Below are 22,525 nucleotides of genomic sequence, written 5' to 3'. Positions count from 1 at the left end.
GCAGTTCTTGACAGAGGGCACCGGTCTGTGGCTACCATCACACATAACGGTTATAACCGTTTATGGAGGAGTCGATCCTCCCCTCACTGACCAGGAGTGTTCCAACATGAATTTCTCCACGTCCTCGCCCGGCGGCCGCGGCAGAGTGCTCGTGCCCGTCCTCTGCTGGGCTGCCCTCCTGAGCGACGGCTACGACCTGTTCGTCTACGGCGCCACGCTCCCCGCCCTGATCGGGCACGCCCCGTGGTTCGTCACGGCGGGAGCGGCCGGCACCGTGGGCAGTGCCGCCCTGGTCGGCGTTCTCGTCGGATCGCTGACCGCAGGCACGCTCACCGACATCCTGGGCCGCCGCCGGTTGTTCCTCGCCTGCCTGACGCTGTTCTCGACGGCAACCCTGGTCACGGCGGTCGCCCCGTCGTTCGAGGTCTTCGCCGCGACCCGCATGGTCGCCGGTCTGGGCATCGGTGGACTGATGCCCACCGCCATCGCGATGGCGGCGGAGTTCGCGTCCCCGGCCTACCGTTCCCGGATTCTCGGGATGGTGCTCACCGGACCGGCGTTCGGCGGCGTCCTCGCGTCGACGGCGTCCCTGCTGCTGCTCGAAGAGTTCGGCTTCCGCCCGGTTTACGCTCTCGGCGCGGTTCCGCTGATCACGTTGCTGCCGTTGGCATTCTTCCTTCTTCCGGAGTCGCGGGCGTTCGCCGTCGAGCGTCCCACCGACGACCGAGCATCGAAGTCGCCGGTCGCCAAACTGTTCGGAGACGGGATGGCGGGGGCCACGGTCGGAATCTGGTTCGTCGCGATCTGCAGCATGCTCACGATGTTCGGCGTCACCACCTGGTTGCCGCAGATCATGCGCAACGCCGGCTACCCCATCGGGTCGGCCGTGACGTTCCTGCTCGTCTACAGCGCCGGCGCCATCGTCGGGACGCTGCTCGCCTCCGTGCTGGCCGAACGTTTCGGGCCCAAACCGCTGGTGCTGTCCGGATTCGGTACGGCGGCAGTCTCTCTCGCGCTCCTGGGAACGCACCCACCGACCGTGGTCCTGATGCTGCTGGTGGCGCTGGCCGGATTCGGCGGCCTCGGCACCCAGAACATGCTCAACGATCACATCGCGACGTTCTACCCGGCCCGGTTCCGGGCAACCGGACTCGGATGGGCGCTCGGAATCGGACGGGCAGGCGCGATCGCGGGCCCCACCTACGGCGCGGTCTTCGTCGCGGGCGGCGGAGCCGTCATCGTCAGCTCGCTGGCGTTCGCCGTGCCCGCGCTGATCGGCGGAGTCGTGATGTCGGCCCTCCCCAGACGACCCCGCACCCCTGCCGAATCGGACAGCCGTCTCGACACGGCCACCGCGCGCAGCACCGAAATTTCCCGCTAGAACTCGCCACCGAAGCGTGGCGGACCGAAAAGGATGAAATAGATGAAGATTGTCGGCTATCGCAAGAAGGATCAGGACGCCGTGACCGTGGGTGTCCTCCGGGACGGCTTCGTCCGGCCGCTCGCCTCCCTCGACGAATTCTGGAGCGACGCCGCCGGCTGGCTCACCCGGGCCGAGCACCTCGAGTCGCCCGAGATCGACGTCACGCTCGTGAGCGTGGTGCCCCCGGTGCCCGACTCCGCCCGCGTCATCTGCGTCGGTCTCAACTACAAGGCCCACGCCGCCGAGGGCGGTTTCACCCCGCCGCCCTACCCGACGCTGTTCGGGCGGTGGACTCCGTCGCTGAGCGTTGACGGAGCCCCGACGCCGGTGCCCGCGAACGAGGCGGGCCTCGACTGGGAGGGCGAGGTGGCCGCGTTCATCGGCACCCGGCTCGAAAGCGTCGACGCGGCCACCGGGCAGGCCGGCGTGCTCGGCTACGCCTGCTTCAACGACCTCACCGCCCGCACGGCTCAGAAGCTGACCGCGCAGTGGACGCTCGGCAAGAACGGCGACCGATCCGGACCGCTCGGGCCGCTCGTCCCCGCGGTCGAGGTCGGCGACCTGTCCGACGGTCTGCGAGTGCAGACCCGCGTCAATGGAACGGTCGTGCAGGACGGCAACACCCGCGACCTGATCTTCTCGGTCGGCGAGATCATCGCCCTCATCAGCGAGACGTTCACCCTGCACCCCGGCGACATCATCGCCACCGGCACCCCGGAAGGCGTCGGCTACGTGCGGAACCCACCGTGGTTGCTCGGGCCCGGCGATATCGTCGAGGTGGAGATCGACAAGCTCGGCGTCCTGCGGACCCCGATCGTCGACGCCAGCGGAAGGAAGGGCGCATGACCGACGTCGCCTCCGGTGCCGACCGGACACCGGTACTGATCGCCGGCGGCGGGCCGTCCGGGCTGGCGGCCGCCCTCGAACTTGCCCACCACGGGGTGTCGAGCCTGGTCGTCGAACCGAGGATCGACGTCGATGCCGAACGCCCCCGCGCCAAGACCACCAATGCCCGGACCATGACGCACCTGCGACGGTGGGGACTGGCCGACGAAGTGCGCGCCGCATCACCACTGCCCGTCGAATGGGCGCAGGACATCGTGTTCTGCTCGACTCTGCTGGGCCACGAGATCACCCGGTTCGAAAACGGTTTCCAGCTCGACGTCGCGACGCCGACCCTCGCGCCCGAACGCGGTCAGCAGGCACCGCAACCCGTGGTGGAAACCGTGCTGCGGGAGGCGGTGCGGCGCAGTGAGTTCGCCGCCCTGAACCTCGGCGCCCGCGTCACCTCGCTCGAGGAACTGCCCGACGGCACCGTCCGTGCCGCCGTGGAGGAACGGGGACGGACCCGGACCGTCGTGGCCGACTACGTCCTCGGGTGCGACGGAGGCGCAAGTGTCGTGCGGGAGGCGATCGGCGCCCGGTTCGAGGGCACGTCCGGCGAGCGCCCCAATCTCAGCATCTTGTTCCGGGCGCCCGGCCTGGCCGAACGGGTGCGGTTCGAGAACGCCGTCCACCACTGGGTGATGGCGCCCGGGGCGGCGGGAATCGTCGGTCGCCTCGACCTCCAGGACACCTGGTGGGCGATCGTGCAGGGCGTCGACGTCCGTGACGAAGAGGCCGACGCCACCGCGCTCGTGCACAGCCTGATCGGCGAGCCCGTACCCGTCGAGATCGTCGCTACCGACCCGTGGGTCGCGCGAATGCTGTTGTCCGACAGATACCGCAAGGGGTCGATGTTCCTCGTCGGGGACGCCGCGCATCTCAATCCGCCGTGGGGCGGGCACGGGTACAACACGTGCATCGGTGACGCCGTCAATATCGCCTGGAAGATCGCGGCGACGCTGCACGGCTGGGCCGGGCCGCGGCTGCTCGACAGCTACGAGGCCGAACGCAGGCCCGTTGCCGCCCGCACCATCGCCGAAGCCGGAGCGCAGGAAAAGGCTCTGGCGCACCACTTCTCCACCGCCCTGATCGGCCAGGACGGCCCGGACGCGGACGATGCGCGCCACCGCACCGCGGAGGCCCTCGCCGTGAAGAAGAGCGAATTCCACTCGCTCGGACTCGTTCTCGGCTACGCCTACACTGCCTCACCCGTCGTCGTTCCCGACGGGACGGCGCCACCCGCGGAAGACCCCGTCGAGTACGCGCCGACCGCGTGCCCGGGATCGCTGCTGCCGCACGCGTGGACGGAAGAGGGGCGTTCGCTCTACGACGCGCTCGGCCCGGAGTACACCCTCATCGTGCTGGACGATGCCACCCGGTCGCCGCGGCACACCGGGGAACTCGACGCGCTCGCGATCGAACCGGATGTCCCGCTGACGGTGCTGCGGCTGCCCGATCCCACGGGCACTCTGGGTGATCTCCTCGGGGCACCGTTCGTCCTCGTCCGGCCCGACCAGCACGTGGCGTGGCGGGGCAGCGACCTCGCGGGCGCCGAGAAGGCCGTCGACATCGCGGCGGGATGGTGACCCGGCACGCGGGGCTCGGCCCCGAAGCCCCGTCGCCGGACGTTCCACCTCCACAACCGAGAAGGAAGATCGACGTGTCTGCTCTCCACGAGGCGCCCCGCACCGCCACCAAGCTGCTCGTGACCGCCATGGGCCTGATCGATACGTTCGACCCCCAGCAACGCGCGACCGCGATCATCGACGACTTCGACGACCCGCGGCGGCTGAACTGGGACATCATCCCCAAACCCGACCGCACGGGCATCCCGCTCCACCAGCTGGACCGTCACCAGAAGGTGCTGGTGTGGGATCTGATCCGGGCGGCGGTGCCGCTGCGCACCTTCACGAAGGTGCTATCGATTCCGCAGCTCGAGCACGTGCTCCGGGACTATGAGCAGGATTTCCTTGGACCGGCACTGCAGACGTGGCGGACGTCGGATTCGTACTTCCTGACGTTCTTCGGCCGGCCGGGATTCGAGGACACCTGGACGCTGCGCTTCCTCGGTCACCACGTCTGCCTCAACCTGACGATCGTCGACGAGCGGTGGATCTCCGCCACGCCGGTCGCGCTGGGCGCGCAGCCCACCGAGTACGACGGCGTGCTCAAACCGCTCGCGGACGACGAGGGCCTGGCCTTCGACCTGCTGGCCTCCCTCGACGACGAGCAGCGTGGCCTCGCCGTCATCCACGACGTCGCACCGGCCGACTTCGTCACGCGGCAGGTGCCGCGGATCGGGGCGTACGAGTACCCGGACCACTACGACCTCGGCATGCCCGGCTACACCATCACCGACGCCGACCGGATCGCCCTGAAGTTCGTCCGCGACCGGCCGTCGGGCATCAGCGGCGCGAAATTGTCCGGTGACCAGCAGCAGGTGCTGCTCGGACTGGTGGACTGCTACCTGGAACGGCTGCCCGAAGAAGCCGGTGAACGCCATCGGCAGGCGCTCCGGGACGGCGGCATCGACCGTGTCCACTTCGCCTGGGCCGGTGCGCAGAAGCGCGGCGCACCGCACTACTTCCGTGTCCACACCGACCGGTACCTCGTCGAAGCGGTCAACGCCGTCGCCGGCGGAAACCACCTGCACACCGTGCTGCGCGACTTCGACAACGACTTCGGGCACGACCTGCTCGCACTCCACGCGGGAACGGATTCGAAGTGGGGCGGCGGGCACCTGAGCAGCCGGACGGTGTCCAGCGAACAGTCCGATCCGCAGCTCGAACCCTGAGCGGCACTCGGCCCCGCACGGCAGACGTGCGGGGCCGCTTCGGGCCCGTCCGGGCTGTGCACGCCTCTGACCTCGGAGTGTGAGACTCGTCAAGTTTGCCCATTTCGGTTTCCTTGTTGCCTTATCAGTGGCGACACTGGTGAAGCAGGCAATTTACGTGGACGAAACAATGAGGTGAATCGTGTTGGGGCGCTCGAAGGCAACCGTGGTGTACTCGGTGTCGGGTCGACCGTCCAACCCGTTCGCACGACCGGTCGATCGCTACGCGGCCACCCTGAGATCCGTCATCGCCGCACTCGCCGGTGTCGCGATCGTGCTTGCCGCCGTGATGGGCACCTGGCAATGGAACCAGGAGAGTGCGCGGGCCGCGCAGCAGCGCGCCACCACCACCCTCGTCACGGCCGTCACCAGCACCGACGCCCCCATCACCATGTCGCCCCGCGGCTCGGTCCGGACCACTCCGATGGTCGAGGCGACGTGGTCGTGGACCGCCGAATCGCGCACCGAGAGCATCGAGGTCCCCTCGGGGACGCCGGCGGGCACCGAGAAGACCATCGCCGTCGACGCGGACGGCAAGTGGGCAGGCCCGCGGGTCACCACCTCCGACGTCGTCAGCGGCGCGGTCGCGGCCGTGCTCCTCACCCTCGCGGCCAGTGCGCTGCTCCTCGGCATGGTGTGGGCGATGTGCGCGCGCGCCGTCGAACGCCGCCGCCAGCAGTACTGGGACGAGAGCATCCGCAGGCTGTTCGCCACCTACAGTCGCTGATCCTTCCCTCGAAGGTCACCTCCTGATTGCACCGTCGCCACGGCGGTTTCGGTGCACTCGCTCCGGGCTATTCAGGTGATGCCGAGGAAAGGTGGAGCCATGTCCGACAGGGATGCTTCCATATTCGAGAGCGAGCGGGAACTCGACGAGGATTCCGTCCGGAACGCTCAGCGGACCGTCGCCCACCACTCGATCGACGCCGACGATTGCCGGATGCTGCTCGCTGCGCTCGGCATCCCCCTCGTCCGGGGTACCGGCAACGAGAGGCTCTCCGGCACGGCGGGCGCCGAAGCGTTGTGACCTGCTCACAGTGACTTCCCAGCGAATCTCCAGGGTGCCCGCACCGGGGGCCGGTTGTATGGGACCCAATCCCCTAACAGCCCTTGGAGGTCCTTATGGCGAACAGCCCGCGTCACCGCCACGCCGAAGAAGTGCACGAGCACGATCGCGGTCTCAGTCACGACCTGATGTCGATGTTGTCGCGTCGCCGCGCCCTGTTCGTGTTCGGCGCCGCGGGAGCGACCGCGCTCGCCGCCTGCTCGACGGCCGGCGGCGAGCAGGCAGCGAGCTCGTCCTCGACGACGGACGCGGCAGCGACCACGGCGGACGCGGCGAGCGACGGCACGTGCGTCGCGGCGGCGCCGCAGGAAACGGCCGGACCCTATCCCGGTGACGGGTCCAACGGCCCGAACGTCCTGGTCGAATCGGGGATCGTGCGCCAGGACATCCGCAGCAGCTTCGGTGCGTACTCCGGGACGGCGGAGGGCGTCGTGACCACCATCGAACTCGACCTGCAGGACCTGACGAAGGACTGCGCGGCCGGCGCCGGAATGGCCGTTTACCTGTGGCACTGCGACCGGGACGGCGAGTACTCGCTCTACGGAAAGGACATCACCGAGCAGAACTATCTGCGCGGCGTCCAGGTGGCGGACTCGGCGGGCAAGGTGTCGTTCACGTCGATCTTCCCGGCCTGCTACTCCGGGCGCTGGCCGCACATCCACTTCGAGGTGTTCGACACGCTCGAATCTGCGGTGGCCGGGGAGGACGCCCGCCTGACGTCGCAGATCGCGGTCCCGCAGGACGCGTGCGCCACGGTCTTCGCCTACGACACCGGCTACGCGAACAGCGTCTCCAACCTGTCGAAGGTCTCGCTCGATTCGGACAACGTGTTCGGCGACGGCTGGGATGCCGAACTGGCCACCGTGACCGGCGAACCCGCCACCGGCATGACCATCTCGATCACGATCGGCGTCGCGGAGAAGTCGGCGAACACGCAGTCCGCTCCGGCCGGTCCCGGCGGGGGCGGCGGACAGCCGCCGGCAGGAGCGCCCGGCCGGTAGCGCCGGTCCGTCAGCTGACGTGCCAACCCGGAGGTCTGTCGAGTTCGTTCCATTCTCGGGTCAACCGGGCCTGCTGGCGGCGGGACGCGACCCAGTGGACGATCAGGAACAGGACGCAGTAGCCGCCGGCCGACGTCACCCAGATCCCGCACGCGACGCTCACCGCCGTGGCGGCGTTCTGCGAACCGGTCTCCGGTGCGGCGACGAGGTCGCCGTTCGGGTTGAGCCAGACGGTGACGGTCTGGCCGGCCTTCGCGCCCGCCGCGGTGGGAACGTCGGCGGTGTGCGTCTGCCCGTTCACCGACCACTGCACCCGCGCGTGGGACTGGTACTGCGGTGACGCGGCCAGGGCCTCGCCGGCGCTGCCGCTGCGGGAATCCTCCACGAGCGTGGCAGGGGTCGAGTGCTGGGTGGCGAGTTCGGCCTGGGTCTGATTGTCCAGCCGCGAGTACGTCTCGGTTCCGACGGCCGCGGCCAGTGGAATCATCAGGAGCACGAAGACCACCCCGACGAGGACCAGCGCGGATCGCAGTCGGTCGCATCCCCGCATGAGCGGGTTGCGGCTCCACGGACCCAGACGCCACAGGCGTATCGGCGCTGCACACGTATCGCTCATCGCGCACCTCCGGGTGGTTGCCCACCACCATTGTGCAACTGAAACGCCTGCGCGTGTAGGGCCTTCTGTCAGGTCTTCATGCCTGGCCTCATTTCTCACCCGCCTGCCGGGTCAGACCTTTTGCACGAGGTCCGGCCACGGTGGACGGCGAAGCATGGCGAGGGTGGCGATCACGGCGGCGGCCAGTCCGATGAATTCGCCGAAGAGCGCTACCCGGGTGCCGTCGACGGCGGGCTCCCACGACACGGTGCCGTCGTGGACGACGAACACCCCGACCGGCGCGGGGCCCAGGATGCCGCGAGATCTGGTCACGGTGAGGATGGTGGTTCCGTCGGTCGTCTCGTAGGGTTCGCCGTAGATCCGCGCAGCGGTGGCGTTCGCCTGCGACTGGTTCACCACGTCCCGAATTTTCACCGCGACCCCTCTCGCCGTTCGGCCGAAGACCGTTCTCATGATGGCACTCGGGCCCGCCCCCGACGCGGCATTCCGGGATCGCGCGTCAGGCACCGATGCCGGCGAAGGCCTCGGTCAACGCCTCGATGCCCGCACGGACCGTGGGCCTGTCGTTGTCGGCGCGGCGGAGTGCGTAGATCTCCCGCTCGAGTGTGGGACGCACCGGGACGATCGCGATGTTGTCCGGCACCCAGACTCGGGCCAGGCGCGGCACGAGGGCGGCGGCGAGGCCGTGTGCGACGAATTCGAGTTGCGCCGCGAATTCCGGTACTTCGTATCGGATGTCCGGTTCGACGCCGCGGCTGCGGAGTGTCTGCACCAGCCAGGTGTGGAAGACCGCCCCCTTCTTCCACGTCGTCCACGGCATGTCCGCGATCTCGTCGAGGTCGACGTGGTCGCGGGAGGCGAGGGGATGGTCCCGGGACAGTGCGACGTCGGCCGAGTCCCGGTGCACCAGGGTGTGCACGGCGTCCTCGGGGAGGTGCAGGGGCATCGTGACCCAGCTGTCGACGACGGCGAGGTCGAGTTCGCGGCGGACGATTGCCGGTATGAGTTCCTCGGTCTCGCCGGCCGAGAAGCTGACCGTGAGTTGCGGGTGCCGCCTGCGCAGCGTGGCCACCGCGGTCGGCACGACGACCCTGCCTGCGGAGGAGAAGGATCCGATGCGCAGTTCTCCGACCACGTCGCGATCGAGGGAGACGACCTCGGATTCGGCCTGCGCCAGCAGCGATATCGCTTCCTGCCCTCGGCGGGCCAGGAGCCGGCCGGCGTCGGTGAGCTGAACGCCGCGGCCGGCGGGCACCAGGAGTGTCACGCCGACCTCCCGTTCGAACTTGCCGAGTTGCTGCGACACCCCGGACGGTGTGACGTGCAGGGCACGGGCCGCGGCGCCGATCGAACCGTGTTCGGCGACAGCGCACAGGGCGCGGAGGCGATCCAGACTCAACATGGTAGCGATGCTACTTCTTTCATGACACGACTATTCACTTGTTGTAACGGTTGGGGACTCGGAGAATTCTCAATGTGACTACTGCCCTCCGTTTGCGTCCCCGTGCCCTCGTCAGCCCCTCGTTCAGCATCGCGTCCGTGGATCCGCGACTGCTCGTTCTTGCGGGTGCGGTGGCGACTTCGCTGACCGGCAGTCTCATCAAATTGTCCGGGGTGGAGCCGGCCACGTCGACGTTCTTCCGGTGTGCGCTGGCGCTGCCGATCCTCGGTTTCCTCGCCCTCCAGGAGTTTCGGCGGCACGGCGGCATTCCCCTCCGGGTGATCGCCGCCCAGGTGCTCGGCGGGATGATGCTCGGTGTCGACTTCGCGCTGTGGGCGCGGTCGATCCAGATGATCGGGGCCGGGATCTCGACGGTCGTCGTCAACGTCCAGGTCATCGTCGTGCCGCTGCTGGCGTGGATCGTCTTCCGTGCGCGGGTGCCGCTCCGGTTCGTGGTGGCGGTGCCGTTCCTGTTCGCGGGAGTCGCCCTCGCCGGTGGAATTCTCGGCGGCAGCGGTGAAGGCGACCAGTTGTTCCTCGGAACCCTGCTGTCGCTGGCCGCGGGCGTGGCCTACGGGATCTACATCTTCGTCATCGGCCGGGCGGGATCCGCGCACCGGGCGTCGTCGCAGGTGTTCGTGTCGACGATCGCGGCGGGCGTCGTCGGGACCGCGGTGGGATCGCTCTGGGGAACGGTGGACCTCACGCCGGGCTGGCCCGCGCTGGGATGGTTGGCGGCGCTGTCGCTGAGCAGCCAGGTGCTCGGCTGGGTCCTCATCGGATTCGCCCTGCCGAGGCTCGCCGCCGAGGTCGGTGCCACGTTGCTGCTGCTCCAGCCGGTCCTGGCGATGATGTTCTCCATCGTGATCGTGCACGAGCGTCCGAGCATCGGGCAGTTCGCCGGTTGCGCACTGGTCGTCGCGGCGGTGTGGATGGTCACCCGGGCGCGGTCGGCGGGCCGTCGTTCGGTGACCGCGCGGATCGCCGAATCACCCGCCGCACGACCCGTGGTCAGGCGTTCCACCCCGTCCGCAGTGACGGTTCGTCGGCCGGCGGCTCGGGCGGGTGGTGTCGCTGCTTCGCGGTGTACAGCTCACGGTCGGCCCGTCGATAGAGCGCGGTGAGCGGGTCGGACTCTCCGGTGCACGACGCGACGCCGAAGCTGAACGAGGTGGGGCTCTGCCGCGCGAGTCGCGCCATCACCTCGGGCAGTTCGGCGTGGTGTTCGCCGACCATGCAGGTGACGAACTCGTCGCCGCCGACCCGGGCGAGCAGGGCGCCGCGCGGCAGGTGCGCGGCGAGGTAGTTCGCCAGATCGACGAGAACCGCGTCTCCTGCGGCGTGGCCGTAGTGGTCGTTGGTCGACTTGAATTGGTCGACGTCGACGAGCGCCAACGTGACGGCGGCCTGCTCCGTGCCCGCGTCTTCGAGCGCGTGCCGGAACGCGAGTTCGAAACCGGCGCGGTTGAGCAGTGCCGTCAGTGCGTCGGTGCTGGCCGATTCGATCAGGGTCCGGGTCAGGGATCCGAACATCTCGGCCGCACCGATCACACAGGTGACCGCCACGACGAGAACAGCGGCCTTCACGGTCGCCGTGTCCACGTCGACCGGCACCAGGGTGAAGGCGGTGGGAGCGAGAACGACCCCGACCGCCATCAGCCCGGTGAGGCAACCGACGAGGAGTCTCGACTGCCGTTTCGGGTAGAACACGACGAAATACATCGCCAGGAACGTCGCCGCGATCGCGCAGAGCAATTGGGCGACGGCGAGGATGAGACCGGACATCACGATCGGTGTGGCAAACAGTGCCGCCACGGTGCTGACCTGGTAGGCCCGCCGTCCCGGCCTACGCCCGCCCCGGTACAGCACCACGAGTGCGAGCAGTCCCAGGAGGATGCCGGCCGAGCGCGCGGCGACGGTCTCCGGCCGGATCGGCAACCCGACCATCGGAGGCAGGACGAACCCGGCCAGGTGCAGTGCCGTCGTGATCCACAGGTACCGGCGCAGGATGCGCGGCCGATAATCCTGAAGGACCGTGTCGACGGACGAAGCAGCGAGGGGCCTCACTGTGGTAATTATCCAGGAACGGTCCCGGGAAAGGCGGGTCCTTCGGGTCAGCCCGATACGAGATACTGCGAGTTACGGGTAACTTGGCTGTGCGTCACCGGCCGAGTACAAGGAGCCTCTCATCAAGATCCTGCAGCACGTCTCGAGCGAGATCCGCGAGTGGGAACAGGCCGTCACGACGGTCGTGCTCCGCATACGCCAGATCGGGGTGCTGATCGACCGCCTGGGTCCCGCCCTCGACGACCTGTCCGAACTGCTCGACGCCGCGAAGCAGATCGCGGAGACCGCGGAAGGGCTCGCCGTCAGCGCGAAGGGTATCGATCAGAGCGCCGAGATCATTGCCCGCGACGCGGAGAAGATCGCGCACGCGCTGCCCGCGGTGGAACGGCTGGGACGGCTCGCGGACCGCCTACCCGGGGGAGGCAGACGGTCCGCGGCCGGCCGATGACGAACGTCGGTCGGGGTTACTGCGCGAGATGCAGCGTCTCCGGTGCGGTGGCGCGCTGCTCCCCGGGTTCCGCGTTCGGGTCGTCAGCGATTCCGGCGATCGGCATCACGGCGAGGGCCTGATCGAACGCGTCGACGAGCCATTCCCCGGTCACCTCCACCAACTGCACGTCCGCGGCGTCCGGTTGCCGCTGGAAGAACCGCACGACCCACGGGTTCTGCGCGTCCGGATCGGAACTGAGATCTCCCGGCGCGTTGGTGGCGAGCAGATGGATGCCGCGTTCGAAATCGACCCGGACCGCGTAACCGGCGCCGGTGTTGACGACGGTCGCCGGGCGATGCGCGGCCAGAGCCAGTGTCATCAGGGCGTCGGCATAACGGGTTGTGTGCTCCACGGTGAGTGGCATGAGCACCTTTCGACTGTTGTGACCGTCGCGCCGCCCGCGGTCTTCGTCATGCAGGCACCCCGCAGATCAATGGGCCGGAAGAACAGACTTCCGGCAGATCACGAGAAGATCGAAATGGAAGGGGCGCCCTCGCGCACTGTGCGCGATCGCTACGCCAGAACGGAGTACGGACACGTTGGACGTCCCGCGAACTCGGTAGCTGTGTACTCAACTTCGACCAACCGTACGGTGCGGGGACCCGATGCGCGACCCCGGGTAGTCCGCGTGTGGGTATCAGTGCTGCAGCGCCGGGTAGTCGGTGTACCCCTTCGCGCCCTCGGAGTAGAAGGTCAGCGGGTCCGGGTCGTTCAGCGGCAGGTCTTCCTCCCAGCGCCGCACCAGGTCCGGGTTGGCGATCGCGGGGCGCCCGACGACGACGGCGTCGGCATGACCGTCGTCGAGGATGGACAGTGCCTCGTCGCGGCTGGTGACGGCGGTGAAACCGCTGTTGACCAGCACGGGACCGCCGAATCGCGTCCGCAGGTCCTGAACGAGGGAGCCGGCGGGGTCCTTGTGCAGAATGCTCAGGTAGGCGGGTTTCAGCGGCGCGATCGCGTCGACCAGTGCTCCGTAGGTCGCCCGAACGTCGTCGGCGTCCAGTTCCAGAACGTCCTGGATGTTGTGTTCCGGGGAGATGCGGATCCCCACCCGGCCCGCACCGATCGCCTGCGCCACGGCCTGGACGACCTCGATCACGAAACGTGCCCGACGTGCGGGGGAGCCGCCGTACGCGTCCTCGCGCCGATTGGACGCCGGGGAGAGGAACTCGTGCAGCAGGTAGCCGTTGGCGGCGTGGATTTCGACGCCGTCCAGCCCGGCCGCCACCGCATTTCGCGACGCCTGGACGAACTCTTCGATGACGGCGGGAAGCTCGTCGGTATCCAGCGCACGGGGCACCGGGTACGGCTCCTTCCCCTCGTACGTGCGGGTCTCGCCCTCGATCGCGACAGCACTCGGCCCGACGACCTCGCGGCCGCCGGTGGTTCCCTCGTGCGTGACGCGACCGGCGTGCATGACCTGGGCGACGATCCGTCCGCCGGCCGCATGCACCGCGTCGGCGACGTTCTTCCACCCGGTGACCTGCTCGGGTGTCACCAACCCGGGCTGGCCGGGAAAGCCCTGGCCGGCGTGGCTGGGGTAGGTGCCCTCGCTGACGATCAAACCGAGCGACGCGCGCTGTCGATAGTGCTCCACCACCAGCGGTCCCGGCACACCGTCCCGCCCGGAACGGACGCGCGTCAGGGGTGCCATCACCACCCGGTTGGGCAGTTCGAGGTCGCCGAGGGTCAACGGGGAGAAGAGAGTCACAGGCAAGTCTTTCGGTAGGCAATGCAGTATCGGGAGCCTCTGGGGCAACGAGTGCACAGGCCCGCCTATTCCGGGCTGAGACGGTCGTCACCGCTCTCGTGTGCCGATCTGAAAATGTTGCAGGTCAAGGAGAATGGTGGCCTGCTACCCGAGATCGCTCGCGAGGACGCGGCTCTGTTTGAGGGTTTCGAGGATCAGCGAGCTTTCCAGCCGGTCGACGTGCTCGAGCCATTCAGCTTCGAGCATCAACGCACGCAGGGCTTCCTTGGACGGCAGCCGGAAATCCGCGACGATCTGGTAATCGCCCATGATGATCGCCGCGTAACGGAGAAACGGCTGACCGGCGAGCGCCTCGGCGACGGCCGACACCCGCGACGGTCGGGCCCGGATCCACAGCAGCGCGGCAACAGGTAGGCCGATCAGCGCCGGGTCGAACACGGCGCGGAACGTGAGCAGCCCGGACTGCCGCATCTTGTCGAGGCGTCGTTTGACGGTCTGTTCGGATATGCCGACGAGGCGGGACAGTTCCTCGAAACTCGCCCGGCCGTTCTCGACGACCAGCCGCACCAGTGCCTTGTCCTCCCGGTCGAGGACGACCGGGTCGGTGAATTGCGGCCAGCGGGTCTTCGGGATCCGGCGTATGGCGGAGGTCTGCGACGGGGTCAGGATTCCCGGCTCCCAGTCGTGAAGCGTACGTATGTATTCCAGCACCGGTGAGATGTCCATCTGCAGAAACCCGGACGGCGTCGCCATCTCCTGCAGGAACAGCCGGGACTGCCGGCGGCGGGGCGCCCAGATGTCGGCGTAGCAGTGCTGCGGTCCCGACAGGACGTAGACGGTCACGCTCTCCGGTCGGTGCGCGAGGGCAACGGCCGCCGTCAACGTGCTGTCCGGCCGGCATCGGCCGTGGACGATGAACGGATCGGAATCGGCGGTGCGATGCGGGTCCGCCATTCCGCGGACTTCCACCATCCCCGTCTCCAGCAGTCGCGAGCCCCGGCGTGCGACCGTCCGCTCGGCCTCGCCGAGGGCGGCGGCGATCGTCGACCACGTCGCGCGGCCGTCGACGATCAGCGCGGCGATGATCTTGCGGTCCAGGGGATCCACTGTGCGTTCCGGCATGATCGGCCAATCGTACGGCTGAATCCTCCATATTGCTCGTTCTTATTGCTTGAATCCGGCGCCAGAGTGACGCTTGGGGCCGAAACTGACGTTCGTCCTGTGAGGAGCCCCCGATGTCCGATCTGATCCAGAAACCCGCACGCGAGGTCGTCCAATTGCTGCGCGAAGGAGCCGAGACGCCGACGAGCGTGCTCGAAGCCCTCCGGAGGCACGTTGCCGAGGCAGACCGGCAGGTCAACGCCCTGCCGATCCAGTTCTTCGATGCCGCCGCCGAACGCGCGGCGCGATTGGAGGACGAAGTTCCCGATCCGGCTGGGCGCGGCCTGCTCGCCGGACTACCGGTCGCGGTGAAGGACTACAACGACGTGGCGGGGCAGCGCACGACGCACGGCTCGCCTCTGTTCGCCGACCACGTCGCCACCCGGTCCGACGCGATGGTGAGCGTCCTCGAGAACAACGGCGGCATTCCGTACGCCAAGTCGAACGTGCCCGAGTTCGCGGGCGGCCACACGTACAACACGCTGTTCGGGCCCAGCCGCAACCCGTGGAACCTCGAGCGGTCGGTGGGCGGTTCTTCCGGTGGATCGGCGGCCGCGCTCGCCTCCGGCAGCGCCTGGCTGGCAACCGGCAACGACCTGGGCGGTAGTCTCCGCACCCCGTCCGGGTACAACGCGACCGTCGGTCTGCGCCCGACTCCCGGGCGGATCCCGCGCCGCAGGCCCGCCATCCCGTTCGACCCGCTGTGGGTGGAGGGGCCGATGGCGCGCAACGTCGGTGACGTCGCCCTGATGCTGGACGCGATGGTCGGGCACGACCTGCACGACCCGTTGACGAAACCGGAACGGCCGCGGTCGTTCCTGGAGCGTCTGACGACGTTCGACCCGCCCACCCGAGTCGGCTTCAGTCCGGACCTGGGGTGCCTCCCAGTGGAACCGGCGATCCGGCGCATCTGCGGTGACGCGATGAAACACTTCGACGCACTGGGCGCCGACGTCGTGACCGACTGCCCCGACTTCACCGGTGCCTACGACGCCTTCCAGGCGCTGCGCAGCCATCTGGTGGCGGCCGTGCACGGCGGGCTTCTCGCCGAGCATCGCGACGAGATCAAGCCCGACATCGTCTGGAACATCGAGCGTGGACTCACCCAGCCCACGGAGACGCTGCTGGCGGCGGAACGCGTTCGCGGACAACTGTTCCACGAGATCGCGGACTACTTCGAGACCCACGATCTGCTGGTGATCCCGTCGGCGCCGCTCGATCCCTTCCCCACGGAGTGGACGTATCCCGAACGCATCGACGGCGTGGAGTCGCGGACGTACATCGACTGGATCGCGATCACGTTCTGCGTGAGTCTCACCGGGTGCCCGGTCGTCGCGCTCCCGTGCGGCTTCTCCGACGCGGGACTGCCGGTGGGGCTGCAACTGGTCGGTGCGCCGGGGCAGGAGGCCCGGCTGCTCGCGCATGCGCAGATGTTCGAGTCCTCGGTGGGCATCGCGGCGAGTCTTCCCATCGTGCCGGGCCGACCGGAGGCAGCGAAATCATGAGCAGCACAGTCGAATCCGCGCTTCGAGACGAGGAGAAGCAGGACGCCCGCGAGGGTTTCCTGGCCCGGGTGGCGCTGCGGTTCGCGTCGGTGATCGAGCGGTGGTTCCCGGACGCGTTCATCTTCGCGCTGCTCGCGGTGGCGTTGGTGGCAGGAGCCGCGCTGGCCATCGGGGCGTCGCCGGCGACGGTGGCGACGAACTTCTCGACCGGTTTCTGGGATCTGATCCCGTTCACGATGCAGATGGCGATGGTCGTGGTCACCGGCTACATCGTGGCGTCGTCGCCACCCGCCGAACGTCTCATCACGCGGCTCGCGGCGATTCCGCGCACCGCCCGCGGCGGCGTCACGTTCATCGCGGTGGTGAGCCTCGTGACGTCGATGGTGAACTGGGGTTTCGGACTGGTCTTCGCGGGTTTGCTGGCGCGGGCGATGGCGCGACGCACCGAACTCGGCCTCGACTACCGGGCCGCGGGCGCCGCCGCCTATCTGGGAATCGGCGGAATCTGGGCGCTCGGGCTGAGCTCCTCGGCGGCGCAGCTGCAGGCGAACCCGAAGAGCCTCACCCCCGAGCTGCTCGCGGTCACGGGTGTCATCCCGTTCCGGGACACGATCTTCCTGTGGCAGTCGCTGTTTCTCGCGGCGGTGATCTTCGTGGTCAGCATCGTGATCGCGTATCTGTCCGCGCCGCACAAGGCGAACTCGGTCACCGCGGAGGATCTGGGGGTGGACGTCCACGACGTGTCGCCGCCGCTGCCGAAGCGGGAGCGCCCCGGCGATTGGCTCGAGTACAGCCCGGTGCTGCCCCTGATCGTCGGTGCGCTCGTATTCGGCTGGCTGCTGAGGGAGTTCGCGGCGAACGATCCGATTCTCGTGATCTCCAACCTGAGCACGTACAACCTGCTGTTCCTGACGTTGGGCATGCTGCTGCACTGGCGTCCGCGGCGCTTCCTGCTCGCGGTGAAGAATGCGGTGCCCGCGTGCGCGAGCATCCTGGTGCAGTTCCCGTTCTACGCCGGGATCGCCGCCATCATGACCCGGGCGCAGGACGCCGACGGCAACACGGTGGCGCACTACATTTCCGAGGGATTCGTCAACGTCGCCTCACACGGCACGTTCGGATTGGTCATCGGTGTCTACTCGGCGGTGCTCGGATTGTTCATCCCGTCGGGCGGTGGCAAATGGATCATCGAGGCCCCGTATGTCATGCAGGCGTCCAACGACCTTCAGGCGCATCTCGGGTGGACGGTTCAGATCTACAACGCCGCCGAGGCGCTGCCCAATCTCGTCAACCCGTTCTGGATGCTGCCGCTCCTCGGCATCCTGGGCCTGCGCGCCCGGCACCTCGTCGGGTTCACCGCGGTGCAGCTCGTCTTTCACCTGCCCATCGTGCTCGGACTGCTGTGGTTCCTCGGTAACACGCTCACCTACAACCCGCCCGTGCATCCCTGAGCGGCGCTACAGGTTGTGGTCGCGTTCGAGGAGGGCGTCGAGCCACAGCAATGCTTCGACGAGGGCCTGCACCCGTGTGAGTTCGGTGTCGGCAGGCACGGGCGGCCGGGGATCGGCTGCCGCCCGGTGCCTGCTGTGCAGGTGACTCACGACGGCGCTGAACAGCCATTCGGCGGGCGCGGGCAACTCGTCGTCCAGCTGGGGTGCGTCGTGCACGACGGGGACGACGCTGATGAAGCTGTCGACGGCGTCGGTGACACTGGCGGTCGGGTCTGCGACGAGGTCGGCGATGGTGGAGACCATCCACGTCACGACGGCGGTGAACACCGACCCGTTGCTGCCGGTGTCGCAGGTGATCCGCGAGATCTCGTGGGCGAGCGCGTGGAAGTCGCGGTCGCCGACCAAGGTCAGGAGGCGACCGCCCAGTTGTGCGCCGTCCGCGCGATCGGGCCCGTCGATCATGGCTGTCCCACGGCAGGTATTCGGCGCCGCTCCGATTGCGGATGGGGCCGGGTCGGTGAGACCTAGCTGCCGAACGGAATGCACAGGGAACCCGTGCACCCTGCGGTGGCTGCGACGGAAAACGGCTGGTCGAGTCCGGCGGCCAGAACGGTAGGGGTGCCGCCGGTGGCGGGCAGGGAGACCACGGAGCCGTTGCTTCCGCCCGCATCGCCCGCTACCGCGACGTAGACGGTGCCCGCCGAGACGGTGAGACCGAACGGGCGGACGAGTCCGGTCGTCAGGACGGTGGGGGTGCCGCCGGTGGCGGGCAGGGAAACCACGGATCCGTCCCCGGCGACGGCGACGTGGAGGGTGCCGCCGGTGACGTCGATTCCTGCCGGGAGATTCAGGCCGGCGGCCAGCACGGTGGGGGTGCCGCCGGTGACGGGCACGGCGATGACGGAACCGGTGCCGGGCGTCCCCGCGCCGGCGACGGTGACGTAGAGGGTGCTGCCTGCGACGGCGACCCCGACCGGTTGCTGGAGACCGGTGACGACCGGGCTGGGGGTGCCACCGCCGGCGGGCAGTGCGACGACATTGCCGGAATCGAACTCGGTGACGTAGAGCGTCCCACCGGACACCGCCACGTCGAACGCGTTACCCAGGCCGGTGGCGAGGGTGGTCGGGCTACCGCCCGCGGCGGGCACCGACACGACCGAGGCGCCGGCGGTGACGAACAGCGTGTCACCCGACACCGCTATCCCGCCCGGGGCCGGCGATTCCGGTGGCCACCGTGCCGGGGGTGCCGCCGGTGGCGGGCACGGACAGCACGGAACCGGTGCCGTTCTCGGTCACGTAGAGCGTGTTCGCGGCCGGCATTGCCGAGGTGGCGGGTGCGGCGGCCACCGCGGTGGCGAGGATCAGCGCGCCGGTAATGATGGCCGCCCGACGGCCGAGTCGGGTGAACGGTGATCGGCGCATCGGCAGTCCTCTCGTGGCCCGTGCCCGGAAGAATACCGCCGCCGAAGCACGATCCACCGCGATTCGGACACTCTGGGTGGCTCAGACCTCCGCGGCGACGGGAGGCTTGACCCCGACGACCGGGCACTGCGCCTCGAGGAGCACCCGCTGCGCGACGCTGCCCATGAGGAGTTTGCCGACGGGGGAGCGGCGCCGCATGCCGAGGACGAGGAGTTCGGCGGCGGAGTCGTAGGACGCGTCGATGAGGTTGTCGGCGTGGGAGCGGCCGGGTTCGTTCCGTGCGATGCGGTAGTCGACGCCGGCCGCGTCCGCTTCCTCTCTGGCCGAGTGGAGTTCGGCCTCGAACCCGGGCTCCGAGGCGCTGTCACCGTCGGCGATCACCACGAGATCTGTTGCGCGCATGCGTGCTTCGGTGAACCCGAAGGTGAGGGCGCCACGACCTTCGACGGTCGGGACGTAACTGAGAATGACGCTCATCGTGACCTCGGCTCGAGAACGGGGGTGGTCAGGGTGCCCTGGGCGAGGTACTCGTCGAGGTTCTGCAGGGTCAGAGCCTCCATCGCGGCGCGGGTCTCGGTGGTGCCGCTCCCGACGTGGGGGAGGAGGACGACGGTGTCGAGTGCGAGGAGTGCTTCGGGAACGTGGGGTTCCCGGGTGAACACGTCCAGTCCGGCGCCGGCGAGTTTGCGTTCGGTGAGCAGTTCGACGAGCGCGTCCTCGTCGACGACGCTTCCGCGTGCCACGTTGATCAGGTAGCCGTCGGGTCCGAGTGCTTCGAGAACCTCTCGGTCCACCAGCTTTTGGGTTCCCTTGCCGCCGGCCGCGGCGACGATGAGGACATCGACCCCGGCGGCGAGTGCTGCGGCCGAATCGACGTATGCGAACGGCGAACCGGGGATCTCCCGCCGGTTGTGGTATGAGATCGTGCAGCCGAAGCCGGTGAGGCGGGCGGCGATGGCGGAGCCGATGCGGCCGAGTCCGACGATGCCGACCCGCGTGCCGCTCACCTTCCGGGTGAGGGGGAAGTTGCCCTCGGCGGGCCAGCGGCCGGCGCGGACGAAGCGGTCGGAGGCGGAGAATCCGCGGAGCGTGTCGATCAGCAGTCCGACGGCGGTGTCGGCGACGCAGTCGGTGAGGACGTCGGGGGTGTTGCTGACGCCGATTCCGAGTTCTTCGGCGCGCTCGACATCCGTTGTGTCGTAACCGACTCCGAAGTGCACGATGGCGCCGAGGTTCGGCAGTTCGGTCATCAGGGCGGCGTCGACGCCGGTGCGTCCGGACGTCACGACGGCGGTGACGGTTTCGCCGTGCTCGGCGAGAAAGCCGCTGCGGTCTTCTCCGAGCGGGAGGGTGAGGGCGTCGTACTTCTCGGAGAGCGTTGTGGTGAGCGACGGCTTCAGCGGCCCGACCTGCAGGACCCGGCCTCCCGAAACGGTCTGTACGGCAGCTTCTTTCACGGACGCCTCTGCGGTCACCATCGTGCCTCCTGACGAGTGGCGACGCGGCTGTCCGCGCCGCCGGTTACCCGTAAGTTAAGCGGGCCTCGGAATACCTGTCCAACACGTAAATAACATGGATCGATACTGAAACGGCATTGGTCGGCGGCGCGCTGACGTGCGCAGATGCCGAATCGTCCTGTATGCGCCGGTCAGGGGCCCGCCGGGGTGATCGCAGTCTCCCCGATATCGCGTCTGTGACGGCCCTCACGAGCCGTTTTGCGCCGTCACCCCCTGTTGACGCCCCACCGGGCCGCTCATAGCGTGTGTCTACCGTCACAGGCGGGCCCTCTTCACTCGCGTCGAGTACGCGACACATCCCTACGGAGGACACCATGAGCCCTGCACGTTCGCTGCAGCAGGGAACCCGTTACCGCGTCGTCGCCGTGGCTACCGCCGCACTGACGGTGCCGGCTCTGGCCGGAGGTTGCTCGGTCGCCAATTCGAGCCACAGCGACGCCGCCAGCCCCGACACGTTGCGGATCGTGCTCCCGCAGGAGCCGCCCACGCTCGAGCCCTGCGACGCCTCACTCACCTCGACCGGAGTCGTCGTCCGATCCAACATCACCGAGCCCCTGGTGGAACGCAACGCCGACACCGGCGACCTCGAGCCGAAGCTCGCCGACTCGTGGGAGCAGACCTCGGACACGGTCTGGACGTTCCGGATCCGTCCCGGTGTCACGTTCAGCGACGGCAGCGCGTTCGACGCCGAGGACGCCGCGTTCTCGATCGATCGCACCGTCAACTCGACCATCGGCTGCGACGTCGACGGGTACGTCTTCGGCGACGACGCCCTCGTCGTGAATGCGGTCGACTCGTCGACCGTGACGGTCCAGACGCCCGCCGCCGACCCGATCCTGCCGCTGCGGATCTCGTTCGTGGAGATGGTGCCGTCCACCACCGACACCAAGGACAAGGTGCGCGATCCCATCGGCACCGGTCCCTACAAGATCGACTACTGGGATCACGGCCAGCGGCTGGCCCTGGTCCGCAACGACACGTACTGGGGCACGGCCCCCGAGTACGCGAGGGCCATCTACCAGTGGCGCGCCGAGGGCAGTGTGCGGGCGGCGATGGTGGTGAACGACGAGGCCGAACTCGCCACTTCGCTCGGCCCGGAGGACGGCGCCGGCGATCTCGGTGCCGCCTACCCCAACAACGAGACCACCGCGCTGCGCATCGACGGCAGTCAGGCGCCGCTCGACGACTACCGCGTCCGCGAGGCCATCGACCTCTCCGTCAACCGCGCGGGAATAGTCAAGGCGCTGTTCCAGGGCCTCGGCGAGCCGGCCGGGCAACTCGTCGGCAGCAGCATCGTCGGGTTCGACCCCGACCTGCAGCCGACCCCCTACGACCCCGACCGTGCCGCGCAACTGGTGGCGGAGGCCAAGGCCGACGGCGTTCCCGTCGACAAGCAGATCCGGTTGATCGGGCGCACGGGCCAGTTCCCCAAGATCAACGAGACCGTCGAGGTGATCCAGAATTCGCTGAGCAAGGCCGGCCTGAACGTGAAGATCGAGATGATGGACACGGCGGCTCAGCTGGAGTACCAGGTCCGGCCGTACCCGCAGAGCGGGCCGGTGATGCTGGTGATCCAGCACGGCAACCAGGCGGGTGACGCCCAGTTCACCGTCGACCAGTACATGCGCAGCGACGGTTACCAGAGTTACTTCGGCACAGCTGGTTACGACGCGCAGATCGACGCCGCCGAGAAGCTCGTCGGCGGCGCCCGCCAGGACGCGTTCGCATCGGTACTGGCGAACGAGCCGAAAGAGATCCGGCAGTTCGCGTACATCGCCCACATGAACGGGGTGCTCGCCAAGGCCCCGACCGTGCAGTACACGCCCAACTCCGCGACCGGCGACGAGATGCGCCTGAGCGAGATGACCCACGCGGACACATCCGCAAACGGCTAAGCCCTCTTCCCAGCCCCCCGGAGGAATTGTGATGTCCCAAC

Annotated in this window: 24 protein-coding genes; 12 read left to right on the top strand and 12 right to left on the bottom strand. The window is 68.5% G+C overall.

All coding sequences use genetic code 11. From position 1 onward, the window contains the following. Nucleotides 1-106: 106 nt before the first annotated feature. From JWS13_RS23555 to JWS13_RS23525, 7 genes are all read left to right on the top strand, one after another. Nucleotides 107-1,381 (top strand): MFS transporter, encoded by a 1,275-nt coding sequence (locus JWS13_RS23555; RefSeq protein WP_206007703.1) that lies wholly within the window; start codon nucleotides 107-109, stop codon nucleotides 1,379-1,381. Nucleotides 1,382-1,423: 42 nt separating this feature from the next. Then, nucleotides 1,424-2,269: a fumarylacetoacetate hydrolase family protein gene (locus tag JWS13_RS23550; RefSeq protein WP_206007702.1), complete on the top strand. Its 846-nt coding sequence runs from the start codon at nucleotides 1,424-1,426 to the stop codon at nucleotides 2,267-2,269. After that, a complete protein-coding gene (locus tag JWS13_RS23545; protein ID WP_206007701.1) occupies nucleotides 2,266-3,894 on the top strand; it encodes an FAD-dependent oxidoreductase in 1,629 nt (542 codons plus the stop codon). The genes JWS13_RS23550 and JWS13_RS23545 overlap by 4 nt, the downstream gene beginning before the upstream one ends. Before the next feature lie 74 nt (nucleotides 3,895-3,968). Then, on the top strand, nucleotides 3,969-5,102 hold the full coding sequence (locus tag JWS13_RS23540) for a DUF3500 domain-containing protein (protein WP_206007700.1): 1,134 nt from the start codon (nucleotides 3,969-3,971) through the stop codon (nucleotides 5,100-5,102). Between the two features lie 181 nt (nucleotides 5,103-5,283). After that, nucleotides 5,284-5,868, top strand: a complete 585-nt coding sequence (locus tag JWS13_RS23535) for an Rv1733c family protein (RefSeq protein WP_206007699.1) — start codon at nucleotides 5,284-5,286, stop codon at nucleotides 5,866-5,868. 99 nt (nucleotides 5,869-5,967) lie between these two features. Beyond that, nucleotides 5,968-6,168 (top strand): hypothetical protein, encoded by a 201-nt coding sequence (locus JWS13_RS23530; RefSeq protein WP_206007698.1) that lies wholly within the window; start codon nucleotides 5,968-5,970, stop codon nucleotides 6,166-6,168. Nucleotides 6,169-6,263: 95 nt separating this feature from the next. Beyond that, nucleotides 6,264-7,208: a dioxygenase family protein gene (locus JWS13_RS23525; protein ID WP_206007697.1), complete on the top strand. Its 945-nt coding sequence runs from the start codon at nucleotides 6,264-6,266 to the stop codon at nucleotides 7,206-7,208. Between the two features lie 10 nt (nucleotides 7,209-7,218). Here JWS13_RS23525 and JWS13_RS23520 read toward each other — a convergent pair whose 3' ends face one another. The 3 genes from JWS13_RS23520 to JWS13_RS23510 all read right to left on the bottom strand — a co-directional run bounded on the left by JWS13_RS23520 (nucleotide 7,219) and on the right by JWS13_RS23510 (nucleotide 9,226). Next, on the bottom strand, nucleotides 7,219-7,824 hold the full coding sequence (locus JWS13_RS23520) for an Rv1733c family protein (RefSeq protein WP_206007696.1): 606 nt from the start codon (nucleotides 7,822-7,824) through the stop codon (nucleotides 7,219-7,221). Nucleotides 7,825-7,935: 111 nt separating this feature from the next. Continuing rightward, complete coding sequence (locus tag JWS13_RS23515) at nucleotides 7,936-8,238, bottom strand: hypothetical protein (RefSeq protein WP_206007695.1); 303 nt, start codon at nucleotides 8,236-8,238, stop codon at nucleotides 7,936-7,938. A gap of 85 nt (nucleotides 8,239-8,323) precedes the next feature. After that, nucleotides 8,324-9,226: a LysR family transcriptional regulator gene (locus tag JWS13_RS23510; RefSeq protein WP_206007694.1), complete on the bottom strand. Its 903-nt coding sequence runs from the start codon at nucleotides 9,224-9,226 to the stop codon at nucleotides 8,324-8,326. A gap of 74 nt (nucleotides 9,227-9,300) precedes the next feature. Here JWS13_RS23510 and JWS13_RS23505 point away from each other — a divergent pair, with 74 nt between their 5' ends. Beyond that, entirely contained in the window at nucleotides 9,301-10,389 is a 1,089-nt protein-coding gene (locus JWS13_RS23505; RefSeq protein ID WP_206007693.1) for a DMT family transporter, read from the top strand. Here JWS13_RS23505 and JWS13_RS23500 read toward each other — a convergent pair. Then, the gene (locus JWS13_RS23500; RefSeq protein ID WP_206007692.1) at nucleotides 10,277-11,332 is read right to left on the bottom strand and encodes a GGDEF domain-containing protein; all 1,056 of its coding nucleotides are present in this window, start codon (nucleotides 11,330-11,332) and stop codon (nucleotides 10,277-10,279) included. The two genes, JWS13_RS23505 and JWS13_RS23500, sit on opposite strands and share 113 nt — an antisense overlap. A gap of 184 nt (nucleotides 11,333-11,516) precedes the next feature. Here JWS13_RS23500 and JWS13_RS23495 point away from each other — a divergent pair, with 184 nt between their 5' ends. Further along, the gene (locus JWS13_RS23495; RefSeq protein WP_241032269.1) at nucleotides 11,517-11,780 is read left to right on the top strand and encodes a hypothetical protein; all 264 of its coding nucleotides are present in this window, start codon (nucleotides 11,517-11,519) and stop codon (nucleotides 11,778-11,780) included. Between the two features lie 16 nt (nucleotides 11,781-11,796). Here the strand turns inward: JWS13_RS23495 and JWS13_RS23490 are convergent, their stop codons facing one another. The 3 genes from JWS13_RS23490 to JWS13_RS23480 form a co-directional block, all read right to left on the bottom strand. Beyond that, nucleotides 11,797-12,186, bottom strand: coding sequence for a hypothetical protein (locus tag JWS13_RS23490; RefSeq protein WP_206007691.1), 390 nt, complete (start codon nucleotides 12,184-12,186; stop codon nucleotides 11,797-11,799). Between the two features lie 273 nt (nucleotides 12,187-12,459). Beyond that, entirely contained in the window at nucleotides 12,460-13,533 is a 1,074-nt protein-coding gene (locus tag JWS13_RS23485) for an alkene reductase (protein ID WP_206007690.1), read from the bottom strand. A gap of 144 nt (nucleotides 13,534-13,677) precedes the next feature. Next, nucleotides 13,678-14,655: an Lrp/AsnC family transcriptional regulator gene (locus JWS13_RS23480; RefSeq protein ID WP_206007689.1), complete on the bottom strand. Its 978-nt coding sequence runs from the start codon at nucleotides 14,653-14,655 to the stop codon at nucleotides 13,678-13,680. 113 nt (nucleotides 14,656-14,768) lie between these two features. Between JWS13_RS23480 and JWS13_RS23475 the strand changes: the two genes are divergently transcribed. Both JWS13_RS23475 and JWS13_RS23470 read left to right on the top strand, forming a co-directional pair. Next, nucleotides 14,769-16,199, top strand: a complete 1,431-nt coding sequence (locus tag JWS13_RS23475; protein WP_206007688.1) for an amidase — start codon at nucleotides 14,769-14,771, stop codon at nucleotides 16,197-16,199. Then, on the top strand, nucleotides 16,196-17,650 hold the full coding sequence (locus JWS13_RS23470) for a short-chain fatty acid transporter (protein WP_241032268.1): 1,455 nt from the start codon (nucleotides 16,196-16,198) through the stop codon (nucleotides 17,648-17,650). Before JWS13_RS23475 ends, JWS13_RS23470 begins: the two co-directional genes overlap by 4 nt. Before the next feature lie 6 nt (nucleotides 17,651-17,656). Here the strand turns inward: JWS13_RS23470 and JWS13_RS23465 are convergent, their stop codons facing one another. The 5 genes from JWS13_RS23465 to JWS13_RS23445 all read right to left on the bottom strand — a co-directional run bounded on the left by JWS13_RS23465 (nucleotide 17,657) and on the right by JWS13_RS23445 (nucleotide 20,550). Beyond that, a complete protein-coding gene (locus JWS13_RS23465) occupies nucleotides 17,657-18,112 on the bottom strand; it encodes a hypothetical protein (RefSeq protein WP_206007687.1) in 456 nt (151 codons plus the stop codon). A 62-nt stretch (nucleotides 18,113-18,174) separates the two neighbouring features. Next, nucleotides 18,175-18,846 (bottom strand): NHL repeat-containing protein, encoded by a 672-nt coding sequence (locus tag JWS13_RS23460; RefSeq protein ID WP_206007686.1) that lies wholly within the window; start codon nucleotides 18,844-18,846, stop codon nucleotides 18,175-18,177. Continuing rightward, nucleotides 18,836-19,072, bottom strand: a complete 237-nt coding sequence (locus tag JWS13_RS23455; RefSeq protein ID WP_206007685.1) for a hypothetical protein — start codon at nucleotides 19,070-19,072, stop codon at nucleotides 18,836-18,838. The genes JWS13_RS23460 and JWS13_RS23455 overlap by 11 nt, the downstream gene beginning before the upstream one ends. Before the next feature lie 81 nt (nucleotides 19,073-19,153). Continuing rightward, on the bottom strand, nucleotides 19,154-19,549 hold the full coding sequence (locus JWS13_RS23450; protein ID WP_206007684.1) for a universal stress protein: 396 nt from the start codon (nucleotides 19,547-19,549) through the stop codon (nucleotides 19,154-19,156). Beyond that, nucleotides 19,546-20,550 (bottom strand): 2-hydroxyacid dehydrogenase, encoded by a 1,005-nt coding sequence (locus JWS13_RS23445; RefSeq protein ID WP_206007683.1) that lies wholly within the window; start codon nucleotides 20,548-20,550, stop codon nucleotides 19,546-19,548. The genes JWS13_RS23450 and JWS13_RS23445 overlap by 4 nt, the downstream gene beginning before the upstream one ends. Nucleotides 20,551-20,903: 353 nt before the next feature. Between JWS13_RS23445 and JWS13_RS23440 the strand changes: the two genes are divergently transcribed. Further along, the gene (locus JWS13_RS23440) at nucleotides 20,904-22,484 is read left to right on the top strand and encodes an ABC transporter substrate-binding protein (protein WP_206007682.1); all 1,581 of its coding nucleotides are present in this window, start codon (nucleotides 20,904-20,906) and stop codon (nucleotides 22,482-22,484) included. Nucleotides 22,485-22,525: the final 41 nt, after the last annotated feature.

Origin of the sequence: Rhodococcus pseudokoreensis, assembly GCF_017068395.1 — a bacterium.
GTDB classification, from domain to species: Bacteria; Actinomycetota; Actinomycetes; order Mycobacteriales; family Mycobacteriaceae; genus Rhodococcus_F; species Rhodococcus_F pseudokoreensis.
The sequence above is the reverse complement of the archived record's forward strand: the minus strand, read 5'-3'. Positions and strand labels throughout refer to the sequence as shown.